This window comes from Achromobacter aloeverae (assembly GCF_004121055.1).
Taxonomy (GTDB): domain Bacteria; phylum Pseudomonadota; class Gammaproteobacteria; order Burkholderiales; family Burkholderiaceae_B; genus Bordetella_C; species Bordetella_C aloeverae.
Window position 1 is genome coordinate 536,607 of record NZ_PYAL01000002.1, and the last position, 18,501, is coordinate 555,107.

Below are 18,501 nucleotides of genomic sequence, written 5' to 3' on the forward strand. Positions count from 1 at the left end.
CGCCTGGGCTTCAGGTCAGGCCCTAGGCGGCAGGCGCCAGCATGGCACCCGGGAATGCCCGGTCCGGTTCCGGACCGGGCATTTTCTTGTCCCGACAAAGGAGATTGCCCTCAAGCCGCGCGCCGAGGGCTTTTTTTGTGCGCACAGACGCGGCGATGCACAGCGAATCGCACCAATATGGTGCATTGTGAATGATTTGGATAGATTCCTAACCAAGTGAAAAAGTTGGCATGGATCGTGCTTGAAAGGAAACAGGGCCAGTCAGGTCTGACGTCTTCCGGAGGAGGGAAGAGCGTCGCAAAAGGACCTTCCTGGCTTGTACGGCAGTTTCCAAGCACGCGACGGCCGGGCGGCGATGCCGCCGTCGTCCCCATAAGTCTCAACTTGTTCTCTCATCAGGATCCGAACCATGAAGAAGACGCTGCTCGCTGTACCCTTTGCCTTGGCTTCCTGCCTGGCGGTTGCCCCGGCGCTGGCCGCCGAGCCGACCGACCTGGGGGCTGGCCTGTCCCTGAGCGGCAATGCCACGGTGACCAACGACTATCGTTTCCGAGGCTATTCGCAGACGGACTTTCGTCCGGCGGCGCAACTGGGTTTCGACCTGACGCATACGTCCGGCTTCTACCTGGGCAACTGGAACTCCAACGTGTCCAGCGCCGTGTACACCGACGGCAACCTGGAAATGGACTTCTACGGCGGCTGGAAGGGTGACATCGGCCACGGTTTTGGCCTGGATGTCGGCGTGCTGCACTACTACTACCCCGGTTCCAGCTCGCCCAAGGGCGGCAACTACAACAACACGGATCTCTACATAGGCGGCAGCTACGCCAATTATTCGTTGAAGTACTCCTATACCCCGGGCGACTTCTTCAGCACCCCGAACTCCAAGGGCACCTGGTACCTGGACGCATCGGCCAATTTCGACCTGGGCGACGGCTGGGGCCTGCTGGGCCACGTCGGCTACCAGAAACTGAAGAACGCAACCGACACCGACGGCGACGACCTGGGCCATTACGTCGACTACAAGCTGGGCGTGACCAAGGACATCAAGGGCTGGGTCTTCGGCCTGGCCGCGGTCGGGGCGTCCAAGGACAATTGGTACAACACCAAGTACGGCCATCCCGCCGGCCGCCTGGGCATCCTGGCGTCCATCCAGCGCACGTTCTAACCAGGTTTCCGAGTTTCGAGTTTCGAGCGGACCCGAGTCCGCCAGCTCCCAAGGGGACAACGCCCGCCACTAACGGCGGGCGTTGTTTTTTCCGTCGCTAGGGTTCCATTACAATGCCCGGCTGCTCGAATAGTCATGCCTGGATAGCTTAATGGCCGAAGTTCTCGATATCGAATCCCTGGATCTGGAAGCCCGGGGAATCGCCCGCCGCGACGGCAAGGTGGTTTTCGTCGAAGGCGCCTTGCCTGGCGAACGTGTCACGGTGGAAACCGTGCGCCGCAAACCGTCGTATGAAATCGCGCGTACCGTGGACGTGCTGCGGCCGTCGTCGCAGCGCGTGAAGCCGCGCTGTCCGCACTTCGGCGTCTGCGGCGGATGCGCCATGCAGCACCTGGAGCCCTCGGCCCAGGTGGCGATCAAGCAACGGTCCCTGGAAGACACCTTCTGGCATGTGGGCAAGCTGCGTCCGGCCCGGGTGCTGGCGCCCTTGCACGGGCCGACCTGGGGCTACCGTTTCCGCGCCCGCCTGTCGGTGCGGGTGGTGGCCAAGAAGGGCGGGGTGCTGGTCGGTTTCCATGAGCGCAAGAGCAGCTACGTGGCCGACATGCGCGAATGCCACGTCCTGCCCCCGCACGTGGCCGGCCTGCTGATGCCGCTGCGCGCCATGATCACCCGCATGTCGCGCCCGGACCGCATGCCGCAGATCGAGGTCGCCGTGGGCGACGTGGCCACCGTCCTGGTGCTGCGCCACCTGGAGCCCTTGACCGACGGCGACATCGCCATCCTGCGCGAGTTCGCCACGCATCACGGCGTGCAATGGTGGCTGCAGCCCAAGGGGCCCGATACCTGTCATCCGCTGGAGCGCGAGCACGCCGACACGCTGGCGTATTCGCTGCCGGAATTCGGACTGCGCATGCCGTTCAAGCCGACCGACTTCACGCAGGTCAACCATGCCATCAACCGCGCGTTGATCTCGCGGGCCTTGACGCTGCTGGAGGTCCAGCCGACCGACCGCGTGGCGGACCTGTTTTGCGGCCTGGGCAATTTCACGCTGCCGCTGGCGACGCTGGCGCGCGAGGCGGTGGGCGTCGAGGGCAGCAAGGCCCTGACCGACCGCGCGCTGGACGCCGCGCACCGCCACGGGCTGGGCGCGAGCACCCGCTTTTCCACGCTCAACCTGTTCGAGGTGGATGTGAAGTGGCTGCGCGGCCTGGGCTACTTCGATCGCATGCTGATCGATCCGCCGCGCGAAGGCGCGCAGGCGGTGGCGCAGGCGCTGGCCCTGCTGGCGCCGGCGGAACGGCCGCGCCGGATCGTCTACGTGTCCTGCAACCCCGCCACGCTCGCACGCGACGCGGCCATCATGGTGCACGAGGGCGGTTATGTGCTGCGCAGCGCGGGCGTGATCAATATGTTCCCGCACACGGGACACGTCGAATCCATCGCCGTGTTCGAGTCGCTGGACGACGAGGCCGTGCTGGCGGCGCAGAACCAGGCCGCCGAGAAGCGGCTGCTGGCGGAGCAGCAACAGCAGCAGGCGGAACAGCAACAGGCGGAACAGCAACAGCAGGCAGCGCCCACCGCCGCCACGACCGCCTGAGTCAGCGGCAAAAACAAAGGCACGCGCAAGCGTGCCTTTGTTCATTGCAGCCCGGTCACCAATCCCGGGCTTCGTTACCAACCCCGGACTTCGTCATCAACCCCGGGTTTCGTCCAGCACGCGCTGCGCTTCCTCGCGCACGCGTTCGGGCGCCGTGCCGCCGATGTGCTTGCGCGCGGCAACCGAGCCTTCCAGCGTCAGCACCTGGTGGATGTCCTCGCCGATGGCAGCGTTGTAGGCCCGCAGCTCGGCCAGCGTCAGGTCGGCCAGGTCGCAGCCGCGCTGCTCGCAGTCGCGCACCGCGTGCGCCACCACTTCGTGGGCGTCGCGGAAGGGCAGGCCGCGCTTGACCAGGTAGTCGGCCAGGTCGGTGGCCGTGGCGAAGCCCTGCAAGGCGGCGGCACGCATGTTGTCGGCCTTGACCTTGATGCCGCCGGCCATGTCCGCGAAGAGGGTCAGCGTGTCGCGCAGCGTATCCGCGGTGTCGAACAAGCCTTCCTTGTCTTCCTGGTTGTCCTTGTTGTACGCCAGCGGCTGGCCTTTCATCAGGGTCAGCAGGGCGACCAGGTGGCCGTTGACGCGGCCAGTCTTGCCACGTGCCAGTTCCGGGACGTCCGGGTTCTTCTTCTGCGGCATGATGGAGCTGCCGGTGCAGAAGCGGTCGGCCAGGTCGATGAAGCCGACGCGCGGGCTCATCCACAGCACCAGTTCTTCCGAGAAGCGCGACACGTGGGTCATGACCAGCGCGGCGGCGGCGCAGAACTCGATGGCGAAATCCCGGTCCGACACGGCGTCCAGCGAGTTGCGGCAAACGCCGTCGAAACCCAGGGTGCGCGCGACGCGCTCGCGATCGATGGGGTAGCTGGTGCCGGCGAGGGCGGCGGCGCCCAGCGGCAGGCGGTTGACGCGGCGGCGGCAGTCGGCCAGCCGTTCGGCGTCGCGGCCGAACATTTCGGCGTAGGCCAGCAGGTGATGGCCGAAGGTCACGGGCTGGGCCACCTGCAAATGGGTGAAGCCCGGCATGATGGTGCCGGCATGCTCCAGGGCCACGCCGGCCAGGGCGTGGCGCAGTTGCCGCAGCAGGTCCAGCAGGATGTCGATTTCCCCGCGCAGCCACAGGCGGATGTCGGTCGCCACCTGGTCGTTGCGGGAGCGTCCGGTATGCAGGCGCTTGCCGGCGTCGCCGACCAGCTCCACCAGTCGCTTTTCGATATTCAGGTGCACGTCCTCCAGGTCGAGCAGCCACTGGAAGCGGCCTGCGTCGATCTCGGACAGGATCTGCGTCATGCCGCGCTGGATGTCGGCCAGGTCCTGGGCGGAAATGATGCCCTGGGCAGCCAGCATGTCGGCGTGGGCCAGCGAGCCCTGGATGTCGTGGCGCGCCAGGCGCTTGTCGAAATCCACGGAGGCGGTGTATCGCTTGACGAGATCGGAAACCGGCTCGGAGAAGCGGGCGGACCAGGCCTGGGCCTTGTTGGCGAACTGGTCTTGCGTGGGGGCGGGGGAGTTTGCGGGGGTGTTTGCCATAGTGGGGGGGATTATAGAACCCGGCCGCGAACGCGGCATGCGATAATTTCATCCCTCTTTTTCTGCCTCTCCCCATCCCCAGCAATGAGTACAGCCCGAGTCTCTATCGCGCAGATCAACGCTTGTGTCGGAGACCTGTCCGGCAATGCCCAGCGCGTGCTGGCGGCCGCCCGGCAGGCGCATGAGCAGGGGGCTGACATCCTGCTGACGCCGGAGCTGGTCCTGACCGGCTATCCGCCCGAGGACCTGCTGCTGCGACCGCAGTTCGTGCAGGCGCAGCTGGAGGTGCTGGACGGCCTGCGCCAGGAACTGGCGCAATTCAAGGGCCTGCGGGTGGTGGTGGGCCACGTCGACGGGGAGGGCCGGTCACTGTACAACGCCGCGACCGTCTTCTTCGAGGGCGCGGCGCTGGGCAGCTACCGCAAGCGCGAACTGCCCAATTATTCGGTATTCGACGAGCAGCGCTATTTCAAGGCGGACGGCGCGCCGCTGACCTTCGAGGTCGCCGGCGTGACCTTCGGCGTGGTGATCTGCGAGGACATGTGGTTCGACCGCGCGCCGGCGGCCGCGCGCGAGGCCGGCGCCCAGGTGCTGCTGGTGCCCAACGCGTCGCCCTACAACACCGGCAAGCAGGACGATCGCCTGCGCGTGGCGCGCGATTGCGTGCGCGTCGGCGCCTGCGCGGTGGTGTACGCCAATATGGTGGGCGGACAGGATGAGCTGGTGTTCGATGGCGCCTCCTTCGCCATGGACCGCACCGGCCGCATGGCCGCGCGCTTGCCGGATTTCACCGAAGCGGTGCAGTCCATCGAGGTCGACGCCCAGGGCAATGTGCGTCCCGTGACGTCCCAGGCGGACGCCGCGGCGCCGGAACCCGAGGCGCAGGTCTGGCAGGCGCTGGTGCTGGGCGTGCGGGATTATCTGGGCAAGAACCGCTTTCCCGGCGCCATCATCGGCTTGTCCGGCGGCATCGATTCGGCCGTGGTGCTGGCGGTGGCGGTGGATGCGCTGGGCGCGGAGAACGTGCGCGCGGTCATGATGCCGTCGCGCTATACGGCGGACATTTCGCAGATCGATGCCGAGGACATGGCCAGGCGCCTGGGCGTGCAGTACGACGTCATCACCATCGGCTCGGTGGTCGATTCCTTCGAGGCCATGCTGGCGCCGCATTTCGCCGGGCGGCCGGTGGACGCGACGGAAGAGAATATCCAGGCGCGCGCGCGCGGCACCCTGCTGATGGCGCTGTCGAACAAGACCGGCCGGCTGGTGCTGACCACCGGCAACAAGTCGGAAATGACCACGGGCTATTGCACGCTGTATGGCGACATGGCCGGCGGCTTCGCCGTCATCAAGGATGTGCCCAAGACCCTGGTCTACCGGCTGGCCGTATGGCGCAACCGGCAGCAGGAAGTCATACCGGAACGCATCATCACGCGGCCGCCGTCGGCCGAGTTGCGGGAGGACCAGAAGGACCAGGACAGCCTGCCGCCCTACGACATCCTGGACGGCATCGTCGAGCGCTATATGGAGCGCAACGAGTCGGCCGCCGATATCGTCGCCGCGGGCTTTCCGCGGGAGGCGGTGGAGCAGGTGGTGCGCCTGATCCGCATCAATGAATACAAGCGCCGCCAGGCTCCTCCAGGACCGCGAATTACGCCGCGGGCGTTTGGCCGGGATTGGCGCTATCCTGTCACCAATGGCTTTCGCGAAACCGTGTAAGCCCCAATAAATAGAGTGTAGAAAGGACCTCAAGTGAAACAAGTCACCGCTATCATCAAACCGTTCAAGCTCGACGAAGTGCGCGAGGCGCTGGCCGAAGTGGGCGTCAGCGGGCTGACCGTCACCGAGGTCAAGGGCTTCGGCCGTCAGAAAGGCCATACCGAGCTCTATCGCGGCGCCGAATACGTGGTGGACTTCCTGCCCAAGATCCGGGTCGAAGTGGTGTTGCCGGATGAGCTGGTCGAGCCGGCCATCGAAGCCATCGTCAAGGCCTCGCGGACGGGCAAGATCGGCGACGGCAAGATTTTCGTTACCCACGTGGAGCAAGCGATCCGCATCCGCACCGGCGAAGCCGACGACGAAGCATTGTAGAAGGCCCCCCCCTACCGCGCGGAGCGCGGCCCCCCAGGGGGCGAAACCCGCGGACCGGGGGACCCGGATCCGCGGTTTCCCCGATGGGCCGGGGTTCTTGTGTTGGGTTTTTACTTTAGTGTTGGGTTTTTATTTAGTTGGCTGGATCTCGGTCTGCACGGCGTGAATCGACGAGCGATGCAAGTGCGGAGAGGCGGACATGGCCGGAAAGCTGAAGACCTGGGCGCGGTCGATAAAACGTGATGCCCATGCGCTTTACCTTGCGGCAAGAGATCCCAGGGTGCCCTGGTATGCGAAGGTGCTCGCCGCCTGCGTCGCCGGGTACGCACTGTCTCCCATCGATCTCATACCGGACTTCATACCGGTGATCGGGTTCCTGGACGACGTTATCCTGGTCCCGCTGGGAATCCTGGCGGTCGTCAGGCTCATCCCGCCCGGGATCATGGCCGAACACCGGGCCGCTGCCGCGCTCGCTGCCGGACGCCCCGCCAGCCGTCTTGCCGGCGTTGTCATCGCGCTGATCTGGGCGGCGTCGATCGCGCTGGCCGCATGGCTGGCCTATCGATATTTCCATGCCTGATGGCGGGGCGTCGCCTGGCGCCCTCGTACTAGCGTTCGTCCTGTAGTTGCGCGCAGCGCTGGAAGATGGAATCGGTGATGGCCTGGCGGGAATGCTCGCGACGGTCTATCAGGCCGACGGCCCGGACGATAGGCCCGATGTCTTCCGGGAGCGGCAATACCCGCAGGTCCGGCGCGCTTGCCCACTGCGCCGCCTTCAGCAAGGGCAGCAGGGTGACGCCGACCTCCTGCCGCACCAGTTCCACCACGGTCTCGATCGCGTTCAGCTCCAGGAATTCGTGCACATGCACGTTCAGGCGCCGCAGTACGCGGTCGATCTGCAGGCCGGTGCGCTGGGTGCGGTCGAAACGCAGGAAGGGGTTGCGCTCCAGCAGCTCGTGCAGGGTGTCGCCCGAGGCGCTGGGCGGGGCGATCACCACCAAGGGCTCTTCATAGAGCGGCGTCCAGCGCGTGCTGGCCATGCGCCGGCCCGATTCCACCACCAGCGCGGCATCCAGCTCGCCGCTCTCGACCTTGCCCGCCAGTTCGCTGGACTTGCCGGAAAACAGGCGCACGTCCAGGCCGTCATGTTCGCGCTTGAGCGCCGACACGGCCTTGGACAGCAGGCCCATGCAGGACACGATGGCGCCCACCGCCACCGATCCCGCCAGTTCGCCCGGCCCTGGCCGGCGCGGCGAACGGATACGGTCGTACAGATCCAGGAATTGCTTGATCTCGGGCAGCAGGTCCCGGCCCGCCGCGTTGAGGATGGCCAGCCGCCCGCTGCGGTCGAACAGCTCGCGGCCCAGTTCCTCTTCCAGCGCGCGCATCTGGAAGCTGACCGCCGCCTGGGTAAGCGCGACCCGCTCGGCCGCCTCCGAGAAAGAGCCGTAGCGCGAGACGGCGACAAAGGTGCGCAGGAAACGAATGGTGCTCATCGATTAGGCGATTCAAGTAAGTAGGCAGGAGCGCCAGGGACACGCTGGAGAGCGACGCCATCGCCCCAGCCGCTAGCCAGCGGCCAGGACCGGGCGGGCGCGGCCGGTACGGCCGGCCCGCGGCGCGCGTCGCCGTCGGGGCGTGGGTACCGGTCGACCGCGCTGGCCGGGCAGGCCAGCGCCCCTGCGGCGGTGCTGCCCAGTCCCGGAATGACGTCCCCATGACTCATAAAATTTTCTTGTTTGACGCGAAAAAAAATCAAATTGATTTAATTAGATCACGCGTGTACCTTGCGGTGTTTGATTGCCCTCACGCCATTTACTTCTAGCCGAGCGTCATATGAAGAACTTTCTCTGGGAAAACCCGTACCCGACCATACGCGCGCCGATGTTCGCCCGCAATATCGTGTCGACGTCGCATCCGCTGGCCGCCCAGGCAGGCCTTCGCATGCTGCTCAAGGGCGGCAGCGCCATCGACGCCGCCGTCGCGGCCGCGGCCACCATCGCCCTGACCGAGCCGGTTTCCTGCGGCCTGGGCAGCGATTGCTTCGCCATCGTGTGGGACGGCAAGGAACTGCAAGGCCTGAACTCCTCCGGCGTGGCCCCGGCCGCCTGGAACGTCGACTACTTCAAGAAGAAGTACGGCACGGGCGCGGACGGCCTCGCGGTCCAGCCCAAGCGCGGCTGGGACAGCGTGACGGTGCCCGGCGCCGTGGCCGGCTGGGCCGCCCTGCATGAGAAATTCGGCAAGCTGCCGTTCGAAACCCTGTTCGAGCCCGCCATCGAAATCGCCGAACGCGGCTATTCCGTGCCGCCCATCACGGCGCGCAAGTGGGACGCCGCCGTTGCCGAGCTGAAGGACCAGCCGGGTTTCGCCCAGGCCTTCATGCCCAACGGTCGCGCGCCGTCCGTCGGCGAGCATTTCCGCATCCCGGAAGCCGCCTGGACGCTGCGCCGCATCGCCGAGAGCAAGGGCCGCGACTATTACGAAGGCGATATCGCCGCCAAGATCGTCGCGCACAGCAAGGAATGCGGCGGTTCGATGACGCTGGACGACCTGCGCAACTACCGTCCCGACTTCGTCAAGCCCATTTCGCGCAAGTACCGCGGCTACGACGTGCATGAAATTCCGCCCAACGGCCAGGGCATCGCCGCGCTGATGGCGCTGGGCATCCTGGACCATTTCGACCAGGCCGGCCTGCCGCTGGACTCGGTGCGTGCCCAGCATTTGCAGATCGAGGCCATGAAGCTGGCTTTCGCCGACCTGTACAAGTACGTCGGCGACCCGCGCTCGATGGAAGTGACGCCGGAGCAGATGCTGGACGACGCCTACCTGGCCTCGCGCGCAAAGCTCATCAACATGGATCGCGCCACGCATTTCGCGGCCGGCCGCCCGCACGCCGGCGGCACCATCTACATGACCACCGCCGATGAAAGCGGCATGATGGTGTCCTTCATCATGTCCAACTACATGGGCTTCGGCTCGGGCGTGGTGGTGCCGGGTACCGGCATCAGCCTGCAGAACCGGGGCGTCGGCTTTTCCATGGACCCGAAGGCGGCCAACGTGGTGCAGGGCGGCCATCGTCCCTTCCATACCATCATCCCCGGCTTCCTGACGCGCGACGGCCAGCCCGTGATGAGCTTCGGCGTCATGGGCGGCGACATGCAGCCGCAAGGCCATCTGCAGACGGTCTCGCGCATGCTGGATTATCATCAGAACCCGCAGGCCGCCTGCGACGCGCCGCGCTGGAAGGTCAACCGCGACTTCACGGTGGACCTGGAGTCGACCATGCCGGCGAGCACGGTTGAAGGGCTGAAGAACCTGGGCCATGCCTTGAAGAGCGTCAACGATCCGTACATGGACTTCGGTTCGGGCCAGTTCATCTGGCGCATGTCCGAGCACGATCGCGAGCTGGGCTACGTCGCCGCCAGCGACAGCCGCCGCGACGGCCAGGCCGTGGGTTTCTAGGCCCTCGGTTTCCAAGCCTTCTTGAGCAATCGAAACTAGGGGATCAGCAATATGAAAAAACTGGCAAGCGCCGTCGGCGCAGCGGTCCTGATGCTGGCGTCCGGGGCCACCCTGGCCCAGGAGATCCGCATCGGGTTGCAGGAAGACCCGGACGTGCTCGATCCGCATCGCGCACGCACCTACGTCGGCCGCATCGTCTTCACGTCCCTGTGCGACAAGCTGGTCGACATCGATCCGCGCCTGCACATCGTGCCGCAGCTGGCGGAGTCGTGGAACTGGAACACCGACAACACGGTGCTGACCTTCAAGCTGCGCAAGGACGTGGTGTTCCATGACGGCACCAAGTTCGACGCCGCCGCCGCCAAGGCCAACCTGGACCGCGCCCGCACGCTGCCGGACAGCTTCCGCAAGGGCGAGCTGGCGTCGGTCGACAAGGTCGACGCGCCCGACGCCGAGACCCTGGTGTTGACGCTCAAGGGACCCGACGCCACGCTGCTGGCCCAGTTGAGCGACCGGGCCGGCATGATGCTGTCGCCCGCGTCCTTCGATCCCAAGGACCCCAACGCGGTGGGCCGCAAGCCCATTTGCTCGGGGCCGTACAAGTTCGTCGAGCGGGTCCAGAACGATCGCATCGTGCTGGACAAGTTCGACAAGTACTACGACGCCAAGAACTACCACTTCAGCCGCATCACCTTCCTGCCCATTCCGGATACCACGGTGCGCCTGCAGAACCTGCGCGCCGGCGGCCTGGACATGCTGGAGCGCCTGAGTCCCTCCGATGCGCCGGACGTGAAGAAGGACAGCAGCCTGCACTTCTCGTCGGTGGCGGGCCTGGGTTTCCAGGAAGTGGTGTTCAACTCGAACAACGGCAAGCGCGCGGAAAGCAGTCCCTTCCGCGATCCGCGCGTGCGCGCCGCCTTCGAGCTGGCGCTGGACCGCGACGCCATCAATGAAGTGGTGGGCGGCGGTATTTACGAGCCGGCCAACCAGCCGTTCCCGCCGGCCAGCCCCTACCATAGCGACAAGTTCCCGCTGGTCAAGCGCAATGTCGAGAAGGCCAAGGCGCTGCTCAAGGAAGCCGGCAAGACGCAGGTCAAGGCGGAGCTCGCCTTCGGCAACAACACGACCACCGCCGCGATCGCCGAAATGATCCAGGCCATGGAGCGCGAAGCCGGCATCGAACTGAGCCTGCGGCCCACCGACTATGCCGCGCTGCTCGGCCAGATGCACAACGGCAATTTCGAACTGGCCCTGCGCGGCTGGTCCGGCCGTCCCGATCCCGACGGCAATATCACCCAGTTCGTCAGTTGCAAGGGCGAGCTGAACGACGGCGGCTATTGCAACGCGGACGTCGACAAACTGCTGTTCGATGCCCGCAAGGTGCCGGACGAGGGCAAGCGCAAGGCGCTCTACGACCAGGCCCAGGCCATCCTGCGCAAGGACGTGGCTGACGCCTTCCTGTATTTCCAGCCGTGGCCCTTCGCCATGCAGCGCAAGGTGCAGGGCTTCATGCCGTATCCTGACGGTATGATTCGCCTGAAAGGCGTCTCCTTCGCCCAGAAGTAAAGCAAGTCCTGGCGCGCGGCGTCTTCCTTATCCGGGAGACACCGCGCGCTTGGCATTTTCCGGTCTTACCCATGATCAAACTCATCCTGCGCCGCGTGATCGTCGCGATACCGACACTGATACTGGTGTCGATCATCGTGTTCGCGCTGCAAAAACTCCTGCCCGGCGATCCCGTGCTGACCCTGGCCGGCGAAGAGCGCGACCCGGCCGTGCTCGACTACCTGCGCGAAAAATACCACCTGAACGATCCGATGCCCGTGCAATACGTGGCGTGGGTCAAGCAGGTCATGACCGGCGACCTCGGCAAATCGCTGCGCACCGACGTGCCGGTGACCCAGTTGATCGCCCAGAAGCTGCCCGTGACGCTGCAACTGGCGGCCATGGCGATGGTGCTGGCCCTGCTCGTGGGCATACCGACGGGCATCCTGGCGGCCGTGCGCAAGGGCAAGCTGACAGAATATGGCGCCAACGTGGCGGCGCTGTCCGGCATGTCCATTCCGAACTTCTGGCTGGGCATCATCCTGATCATGGTGGTGTCGGTGCAACTGCGCTGGCTGCCGGCGTCCGGCTACGTATCGCCCAGCGAGGACTTCTGGCTATCGATCAAGACCATGCTGATGCCCGCCATCGTGCTGTCCACGTCGCTGGCGGCCTACCTGATGCGCCATACCCGTTCGTCCATGCTGGAGGCGCTGGGCGCCGACTACGTGCGCACGGCCCGCGCCAAGGGCGTGTCGCCGCGCAACGTGGTCCTGCGCCATGCCCTGCGCAATGCCCTGATGCCCATCATCACCCTGGTCACGTTGCTGTTCGGCGAACTGCTGGCCGGCGCGGTGCTGACGGAGCAGGTGTTCACCATCCCCGGTTTCGGCAAGCTGGTGGTCGACGCCGTGTTCAACCGCGACTATGCCGTGGTGCAGGGCGTGGTGCTGTGCGTGGCCGTGGGCTTCATCGCGATGAACCTGCTGGCCGATATTCTCTACATCGTCGTCAACCCCCGTCTGAGGCACTCATGAGCGCAACTTCCGCCGCGGCCGCGCCCGGCACGCCGCCTCGCAGCGGCAACCGGGCCTGGGGCAAATTCAAACGCAATCGCATCGCCATGGTGGGCGCGGCGATCGTGCTGTTCTTCGTCGTGGTCGCCATCCTGGCCCCGCTGATCGCCAACCACGATCCCTTCCAGACCAGCTTCTCGACCATCCGCAAGGCGCCGTCGGCCAAGTTCTGGCTGGGCACCGACGAGCTGGGCCGTGACATCTTCAGCCGCATGGTCTACGGCGCCCGTGCGTCCTTGATGGCGGGCCTGGCGTCCGTGGTCATCGCCATGGTCGTGGGCGTGCCCTTCGGGCTGGTGGCCGGCTATTTCGGCGGCTGGACCGACAGCGCGATTTCGCGCGTGACCGAGGCCCTGCTGGCGATTCCTTTCCTGATCCTGGCGATCGCCCTGGCCGCCTTCCTTGGCCCTAGCCTGGTCAACGCGATGATCGCCATCGGCGTGTCGGCGGCGCCCAAGTTCGTGCGCCTGGCGCGCGGGCAGGCCATGGCGGTGCGCAGCGAGGACTATGTGCAGAGCGCGCGCGCCCTGGGCGCGTCGGACCTGCGCATCCTGGCGCGCCACGTGCTGCCCAACATCATGCCGCCGCTGATCGTGCAGGCCACCATCACCATCGCCACGGCCATCATCGCCGAGGCCAGCCTGTCCTTCCTGGGCCTGGGCCTGCAACCGCCCAATCCTTCGTGGGGCTCGATGCTGAACACGGCCAAGAACTTCATGACGCAGGCGCCCTGGATGTCGATTTTCCCGGGCTCGGCGATTTTCCTGGCAGTGCTGGGATTCAACCTGTTGGGCGACGGCTTGCGCGACGCCCTCGATCCCCGTCAGGACAAGTAGACACCATGGCCATGATCGATACGCAGCGCGTGGCGCAGGTCGAGGACCTGACCGTGCGCTTCAAGACCCATGACCGCACCGTCGAGGCGGTGCGCAATGTTTCCTTCCACGTGGACCGGGGCGAGACCCTGGCCATCGTCGGCGAGTCCGGTTCCGGCAAGTCGGTGACGTCGTTGGCCCTGATGCGGCTGGTTGAGTACGGCGGCGGCGTCATCGCCAACGGCCGCATCCATCTGCGCCGGCGCAACAACGAAGTCCTGGACATGACGGCCGCGTCGGAGCGCACCTTGCAGCGCGTGCGCGGCGCGGACGTGGCGATGATCTTCCAGGAGCCGATGACCTCGCTGAACCCCAGTTTCACGTCGGGGCGGCAGATCGCCGAAGCCTTGCAGCTGCACCAGGGGCTGGACGCGGCCGGCGCTCGCGCCGAGGCCTTGCGCATGCTGGAGCGCGTGCGCATCCCGGAAGCGAAGTCGGTGCTGGAACGCTATCCGCACCAGCTGTCCGGCGGCATGCGCCAGCGCGTGATGATCGCCATGGCGTTGTCGTGCAAGCCGCAGCTGCTGATCGCCGACGAGCCGACGACCGCGCTGGACGTGACCATCCAGGCCCAGATCCTGCAACTGATCCGCCAGTTGCAGGAGGAAATGGACATGGGCGTGATCTTCATCACGCACGACATGGGCGTGGTGGCGGAAGTGGCTGACCGCGTGCTGGTGATGTATCGCGGCGACAAGGTGGAAGAGGGCGGATCGGACGAAGTGTTCGCCCGTCCGCGGCATCCCTACACGCGGGCGCTGCTGTCGGCCGTGCCGCGCCTGGGCGCGATGCATGGCACGGACGAGCCATCGCCGTTCCCGCTTTTGAAGGTGAGCGATGCGCTGGCCAGCGCCGCCGCTGGTGCCGATGCAACGGCTCCTGTCGGCGCGGCTGCCACTGCCGATGGTGCCGCGAGTGCCGAGGGTGCCGAGAGCGCTGAGGGCGCGAGGGGGGCTGAGGTTGCTGCGGCGCCCGCCGCATCATCCAGCGCGCAGGCGGTGGCCCAGCCCAGCACCGTCCGGCGCGAGCAGGGGCCGGTGCTCAAGGTGCGCGACCTGGTCACGCGCTTCGACATCGCCGGCGGCGTGCTGGGCCGCGTCCAGCGCCGCGTGCACGCCGTGGAGAAGGTCAGCTTCGATCTCTACCCCGGCGAGACCCTGTCACTGGTTGGCGAATCGGGGTGTGGCAAGACCACCACGGGCCGTTCGCTGCTGCAACTGGTCAAGAGCCAGGGCGGCTCCATCGAGTTCGACGGGCGCGACATCGGCGCGCTGCGCGGCGCGGCCATGCAGACGCTGCGCCGCCATATCCAGTTCATCTTCCAGGACCCGTTCGGTTCGCTGGACCCGCGCATGACCGTGGGCGACTCCATCATGGAACCTCTGCTGATCCACGGCGCGGCCAAGGGCAAGGCGGCGCAGGAGCGGGTGCGCTGGCTGATGGACAAGTGCGGCCTGCTGCCGGAAATGATCAGCCGCTATCCGCATGAATTCTCCGGCGGCCAGCGCCAGCGCGTGTGCATCGCGCGGGCCCTGGCGCTGAATCCCAAGGTGGTGATCGCCGATGAATCGGTGTCGGCACTGGACGTGTCCATCCAGGCGCAGATCGTCAACCTGCTGCTGGACCTGCAGCGGGAACTGGGCGTGTCCTTCCTCTTCATCTCGCACGACATGGCGGTGGTGGAGCGGGTCAGCCACCGCGTGGCGGTGATGTACCTGGGGCAGATCGTGGAGATCGGCCCGCGCCGCGCCATTTTCGAGAATCCGCAGCATCCCTACACGAAGAAGCTGATGGCCGCCGTGCCCATCGCCGATCCGCAGCGCCGGCATCGGCAACGGTCCCTGCTGGTGGACGAGATACCGAGCCCCGTGCGCAAGGTCGGCGACGAGCCGCTGGTCGCGCCGCTGGTCGAGGTCGGGCCGGGCCATTACGTGGCGCGGCATTCGGTCGGGGTTTATTGAGCGCTATGATGGCGCCGTCGTGCCGGTGTGGGCGCGTTTTACGAAAATCAGTTTACGAAGGTCAGGTTTCATGGCATTGCGCGCCACCATCTACAAGGCCGATCTGCATATCGCGGACGGCGACCGGCACTACTACGGCAGCCACGCCTGCACCGTGGCGCGTCATCCGTCGGAAACGGATGAGCGGTTGATGGTGCGCCTGCTGGCCTACGCCTTGAACGCCGATGCGGACGAGACGCTGGCGTTCACGAAGGGATTGAGCGACGCCGACGAGCCGGACCTGTGGCGCAAGGACCTGACCGGGGCGATCCAGACCTGGATCGAAATCGGCCAGCCCGACGAACGCCGCCTGCTCAAGGCCTGCGGCCGCGCCGACCAGGTGCTGGTGTATTGCTACGGCCACGCCAGCGATATCTGGTGGAACGGCATACGCAACAAGGTGGAGCGGGCGCGCAACCTGGGCGTGGTCTATTTCCCGTCCACGGCGACCCAGGAACTGGGACGTCTGGCCCAGCGGACCATGGATCTGCATGTGAACATGCAGGACGGCGAGCTCTATGTCACCGCGCCCGGCGGCGAGGTGACCGTGTCGCCGCGGATCTGGCGCTGATCCGGCGCTCCCGCGCCACCGGCCGGCCGTCGAACCCCTTCAGGGCTCAACGGACATCGTGCAGGACGCGGGCGAGGTCCCAGAACGCGGGCAGGAAGCCCTCGGCCACCAGCAGCGGCTGACCCTGGCGCCAGAAAACGGAGCGCCGGGCCAGGATGCCGGCCGCGCCCAGGCGACGCGAAGCCTGCGACACATCCTCGGCGGTGCGATGAAAAGGCACCGGCGACGCCAGGCGGCGGCAGACGAACCGCGAACGGCGTACGCTGCTGTCGTGGTACAGCATGTCCGCCAGCGGCCGCGTGCGCAGGCGCCGCATACCCTGCCACATGGCGTGCGACGCGGCCAGGGGCGTGAGGCTGCGGGCCACCACGCTGTCCACGCCGTCCACCGACATCAGGACTTCGCGCACCCAGACCGCCGCGCCCGGGGCCAGGCGCAGGGCCAGTGCCTCGTCGGATTGCGCGCCTTCGGGATATTCGGCCAGCACGCGCAACCGCACCTGCCCCAGTTGGCGCAGGCCGGCCGTCAAGGCGCCGGGGCGGAACAGCCAGTATTTCTGGACGGCGGTGAGGGAGGGCGGGGGGGCGGGCAACCAGCCGCCCGCGGATAGATGCGGAGTCTTCATGGCGGCGTATTATCCCGTCCGATCGCCGCCCGGCAAAATCGGGGCAGGGTTCGCAACGTAAAATGCGTCTTTTGCACGCCGCCGTCCCCATGGAAAAAGTACGTATCTCCAAGCTCATGTCCGAACGCGGGCTTTGTTCACGCCGCGAGGCCGACAGCTATATCGAGCGGGGCTGGGTCCGGGTCGACGGGGTGGTCGTGTCCGAGCTGGGCGCCCGCGCCTTTCCCGACCAGGTCATCACGCTGGAGCGCGCCGCGCAGGCCCGCCAGACCGCCCGCGTCACCATCCTGGTCAACAAGCCGATCGGCTATGTGTCCGGCCAGGCGGAGGACGGCTATCAACCCGCGGTGGTGCTGGTCACGCCCCGCAGCCGCGCCGCCAACGACCGCGCGCCCTTGCGTTTCGAACGGGGCCATCTGCAAGGCCTGGCCGTGGCCGGCCGGCTGGACATCGATTCCACCGGCTTGCTGGTGCTGACGCAGGACGGCCGCATCGCCAAGCAGTTGATCGGCGAGGACTCCGACGTCGAGAAGGAATACCTGGTGCGCGTGCAGGGGCGCCTGGCGCCCAACGGCCTGGCCTTGCTCAATCATGGCCTGTCGCTCGACGGCAAGGCGTTGCGGCCGGCGCACGTCACGTGGCAGAACGACGACCAGTTGCGCTTCGTGCTCAAGGAAGGGAAGAAGCGGCAGATCCGCCGCATGTGCGAACTGGTGGGCCTGAAGGTCATAGGCCTGAAGCGGGTGCGCATCGGCCGGGTGGCGCTGGGCGATTTGCCGCTGGGACAGTGGCGCTATCTGCGCGACCACGAAAAATTCTAGATTCGCGGCAGTTCTTTCAGTCGGTTTCCATGTGATGGCGGCGCCAGCTTTTTGTCATGTGCGTCGCGTACGCTGACGCCGGCCGGACCGGCCATTGTCAGCGCACGCGGATCAAGCCGCTGCGCAGCCGCTCGGCCAGGAACTCGACGAAGATGCGCGTCTTGGCGGGCAGCAGCCGGGTCTCCGTCACCGCATAGACGGGGAAGGGGCCGGCCTCCCAGTCCGGCAGCACCCGTTGCAGCGTTCCGGCCGCCAGCTCGGCCCGCGCGCTGTCCTCGGCGAGGATGGCGATGCCCGCGCCCAGCACCGCCAGCCGGCGGATCATGCCGGTGCTGTTCAGGGAGAAGCGCTTGCCAGGATGGAACTGGATATGTTCTCCTGCGCTGTGCAGGGGCCAGCGCGTGACGCGCGAACCCTGGTTGGCGCGGAACTCGATGCACTCATGGCGCGCGAGGTCGGCAGGGTGGGTCGGCGTGCCGTGCTCCGCCAGGTAGCGGGGCGCCGCGTAAAGATGGGCGGACATGGTGCCCAGCTGGCGCGCGATGCGGGTCTGGGCCGGCTGTTCGCCGATTTCGATGGCGACGTCGCAGGTCTGGAAAACCTGGCCGGCATGTTCGGGCGCCGCCAGGTCCAGGCGGAAGGTTACGTCCGGATAGCGGCGCGAGAACTCCATGAAGATCTCCGCCAGGAAGTCGGTGCCAAAGTCAGCGGGCATGTTGACGCGCAGCGGCCCGAAGGGCGTGCTGGCAAGATCCATGATTTCTTCATGAGCCACCTGGGCCTCGGCCACGATATGCTGGCAGCGCGCGTAATAGCGCTCGCCGGCGTCGGTCAGCTCGACCTTGCGGGTGGTCCGGCTGAGCAGGCGCAAGCCCAGGGATCGTTCCAGCTCGGCCACTTGCCTGGACAGGGTGGACTTGGGCACGCCAAGGGCCAGGGCGGCGCGGCTGAAGCTTTTCGCCTTGGCCACCTCGACGAATAATTCCATGGTTTGTAACTGTTTGCTCATAACCGCTATTATCCCATGAGTGGAACTATGTTTTCGTGCCGGCTTTAGCTTGTTACCCCAGTGGAATAGTGCACAATGCACTCTTTTGCATCGCAGCAAATCTAGCAAGTGGTAAAAATTAGGGTTTG

Annotated in this window: 15 protein-coding genes and 1 pseudogene; 12 read left to right on the plus strand and 4 right to left on the minus strand. The window is 66.3% G+C overall.

The window, feature by feature from the left end; genetic code table 11:
- Nucleotides 1–409: 409 nt before the first annotated feature.
- Together C7R54_RS09300 and rlmD are read left to right on the plus strand one after the other, a co-directional pair.
- Complete coding sequence (locus C7R54_RS09300) at nucleotides 410–1,168, plus strand: TorF family putative porin (RefSeq protein ID WP_129149902.1); 759 nt, start codon at nucleotides 410–412, stop codon at nucleotides 1,166–1,168.
- A 151-nt stretch (nucleotides 1,169–1,319) separates the two neighbouring features.
- Nucleotides 1,320–2,768: a 23S rRNA (uracil(1939)-C(5))-methyltransferase RlmD gene (gene rlmD, locus C7R54_RS09305; protein ID WP_129149903.1), complete on the plus strand. Its 1,449-nt coding sequence runs from the start codon at nucleotides 1,320–1,322 to the stop codon at nucleotides 2,766–2,768.
- A 96-nt stretch (nucleotides 2,769–2,864) separates the two neighbouring features.
- Here rlmD and argH read toward each other — a convergent pair whose 3' ends face one another.
- Entirely contained in the window at nucleotides 2,865–4,295 is a 1,431-nt protein-coding gene (gene argH / locus C7R54_RS09310; protein WP_129149904.1) for an argininosuccinate lyase, read from the minus strand.
- An 84-nt stretch (nucleotides 4,296–4,379) separates the two neighbouring features.
- Between argH and C7R54_RS09315 the strand changes: the two genes are divergently transcribed.
- From C7R54_RS09315 to C7R54_RS09325, 3 genes and pseudogenes are all read left to right on the plus strand, one after another.
- Nucleotides 4,380–6,014, plus strand: a complete 1,635-nt coding sequence (locus C7R54_RS09315) for an NAD+ synthase (RefSeq protein WP_129149905.1) — start codon at nucleotides 4,380–4,382, stop codon at nucleotides 6,012–6,014.
- Between the two features lie 33 nt (nucleotides 6,015–6,047).
- On the plus strand, nucleotides 6,048–6,386 hold the full coding sequence (locus tag C7R54_RS09320) for a P-II family nitrogen regulator (RefSeq protein ID WP_129149906.1): 339 nt from the start codon (nucleotides 6,048–6,050) through the stop codon (nucleotides 6,384–6,386).
- 199 nt (nucleotides 6,387–6,585) lie between these two features.
- Nucleotides 6,586–6,966 (plus strand): annotated as a pseudogene (locus C7R54_RS09325) (YkvA family protein); the annotation flags it as partial.
- 28 nt (nucleotides 6,967–6,994) lie between these two features.
- Here C7R54_RS09325 and C7R54_RS09330 read toward each other — a convergent pair.
- Nucleotides 6,995–7,882 (minus strand): LysR family transcriptional regulator, encoded by an 888-nt coding sequence (locus tag C7R54_RS09330; protein WP_129149908.1) that lies wholly within the window; start codon nucleotides 7,880–7,882, stop codon nucleotides 6,995–6,997.
- Nucleotides 7,883–8,222: 340 nt separating this feature from the next.
- On the opposite strand from C7R54_RS09330, the gene C7R54_RS09335 reads away from it, so the two are divergent.
- The 6 genes from C7R54_RS09335 to C7R54_RS09360 all read left to right on the plus strand — a co-directional run bounded on the left by C7R54_RS09335 (nucleotide 8,223) and on the right by C7R54_RS09360 (nucleotide 15,918).
- Complete coding sequence (locus C7R54_RS09335) at nucleotides 8,223–9,851, plus strand: gamma-glutamyltransferase family protein (protein ID WP_129149909.1); 1,629 nt, start codon at nucleotides 8,223–8,225, stop codon at nucleotides 9,849–9,851.
- A gap of 51 nt (nucleotides 9,852–9,902) precedes the next feature.
- Nucleotides 9,903–11,417, plus strand: a complete 1,515-nt coding sequence (locus C7R54_RS09340) for an ABC transporter substrate-binding protein (protein WP_129149910.1) — start codon at nucleotides 9,903–9,905, stop codon at nucleotides 11,415–11,417.
- A gap of 71 nt (nucleotides 11,418–11,488) precedes the next feature.
- Nucleotides 11,489–12,433, plus strand: coding sequence for an ABC transporter permease (locus tag C7R54_RS09345; protein WP_129149911.1), 945 nt, complete (start codon nucleotides 11,489–11,491; stop codon nucleotides 12,431–12,433).
- On the plus strand, nucleotides 12,430–13,308 hold the full coding sequence (locus C7R54_RS09350) for an ABC transporter permease (protein ID WP_129149912.1): 879 nt from the start codon (nucleotides 12,430–12,432) through the stop codon (nucleotides 13,306–13,308). Before C7R54_RS09345 ends, C7R54_RS09350 begins: the two co-directional genes overlap by 4 nt.
- 5 nt (nucleotides 13,309–13,313) lie before the next feature.
- The gene (locus tag C7R54_RS09355) at nucleotides 13,314–15,308 is read left to right on the plus strand and encodes a dipeptide ABC transporter ATP-binding protein (protein ID WP_240039449.1); all 1,995 of its coding nucleotides are present in this window, start codon (nucleotides 13,314–13,316) and stop codon (nucleotides 15,306–15,308) included.
- Nucleotides 15,309–15,378: 70 nt separating this feature from the next.
- Nucleotides 15,379–15,918 carry a YaeQ family protein gene (locus C7R54_RS09360; protein ID WP_129149913.1) on the plus strand — a complete coding sequence of 180 codons (540 nt, stop codon included), beginning with the start codon at nucleotides 15,379–15,381 and terminating at the stop codon, nucleotides 15,916–15,918.
- A gap of 46 nt (nucleotides 15,919–15,964) precedes the next feature.
- On the opposite strand, the gene C7R54_RS09365 is transcribed toward C7R54_RS09360, so the two are convergent.
- Entirely contained in the window at nucleotides 15,965–16,543 is a 579-nt protein-coding gene (locus tag C7R54_RS09365; protein ID WP_129149914.1) for a chorismate--pyruvate lyase family protein, read from the minus strand.
- Nucleotides 16,544–16,632: 89 nt separating this feature from the next.
- Between C7R54_RS09365 and C7R54_RS09370 the strand changes: the two genes are divergently transcribed.
- Complete coding sequence (locus tag C7R54_RS09370; RefSeq protein ID WP_129150439.1) at nucleotides 16,633–17,364, plus strand: pseudouridine synthase; 732 nt, start codon at nucleotides 16,633–16,635, stop codon at nucleotides 17,362–17,364.
- Between the two features lie 97 nt (nucleotides 17,365–17,461).
- Here the strand turns inward: C7R54_RS09370 and C7R54_RS09375 are convergent, their stop codons facing one another.
- A complete protein-coding gene (locus tag C7R54_RS09375; RefSeq protein WP_129150441.1) occupies nucleotides 17,462–18,352 on the minus strand; it encodes a LysR family transcriptional regulator in 891 nt (296 codons plus the stop codon).
- Between the last annotated feature and the right edge of the window lie 149 nt (nucleotides 18,353–18,501).

What these genes read in the sequence shown, in the direction of transcription:
- C7R54_RS09300 (WP_129149902.1), top strand. Translation starts at nt 410, where the DNA reads ATGAAGAAGACGCTGCTCGCTGTACCCTTTGCCTTGGCTTCCTGCCTG.
- rlmD (WP_129149903.1), top strand. Translation starts at nt 1,320, where the DNA reads ATGGCCGAAGTTCTCGATATCGAATCCCTGGATCTGGAAGCCCGGGGA.
- argH (WP_129149904.1), bottom strand. Translation starts at nt 4,295, where the DNA reads ATGGCAAACACCCCCGCAAACTCCCCCGCCCCCACGCAAGACCAGTTC.
- C7R54_RS09315 (WP_129149905.1), top strand. Translation starts at nt 4,380, where the DNA reads ATGAGTACAGCCCGAGTCTCTATCGCGCAGATCAACGCTTGTGTCGGA.
- C7R54_RS09330 (WP_129149908.1), bottom strand. Translation starts at nt 7,882, where the DNA reads ATGAGCACCATTCGTTTCCTGCGCACCTTTGTCGCCGTCTCGCGCTAC.
- C7R54_RS09335 (WP_129149909.1), top strand. Translation starts at nt 8,223, where the DNA reads ATGAAGAACTTTCTCTGGGAAAACCCGTACCCGACCATACGCGCGCCG.
- C7R54_RS09340 (WP_129149910.1), top strand. Translation starts at nt 9,903, where the DNA reads ATGAAAAAACTGGCAAGCGCCGTCGGCGCAGCGGTCCTGATGCTGGCG.
- C7R54_RS09345 (WP_129149911.1), top strand. Translation starts at nt 11,489, where the DNA reads ATGATCAAACTCATCCTGCGCCGCGTGATCGTCGCGATACCGACACTG.
- C7R54_RS09350 (WP_129149912.1), top strand. Translation starts at nt 12,430, where the DNA reads ATGAGCGCAACTTCCGCCGCGGCCGCGCCCGGCACGCCGCCTCGCAGC.
- C7R54_RS09355 (WP_240039449.1), top strand. Translation starts at nt 13,314, where the DNA reads ATGGCCATGATCGATACGCAGCGCGTGGCGCAGGTCGAGGACCTGACC.
- C7R54_RS09360 (WP_129149913.1), top strand. Translation starts at nt 15,379, where the DNA reads ATGGCATTGCGCGCCACCATCTACAAGGCCGATCTGCATATCGCGGAC.
- C7R54_RS09365 (WP_129149914.1), bottom strand. Translation starts at nt 16,543, where the DNA reads ATGAAGACTCCGCATCTATCCGCGGGCGGCTGGTTGCCCGCCCCCCCG.
- C7R54_RS09370 (WP_129150439.1), top strand. Translation starts at nt 16,633, where the DNA reads ATGGAAAAAGTACGTATCTCCAAGCTCATGTCCGAACGCGGGCTTTGT.
- C7R54_RS09375 (WP_129150441.1), bottom strand. Translation starts at nt 18,352, where the DNA reads ATGGAATTATTCGTCGAGGTGGCCAAGGCGAAAAGCTTCAGCCGCGCC.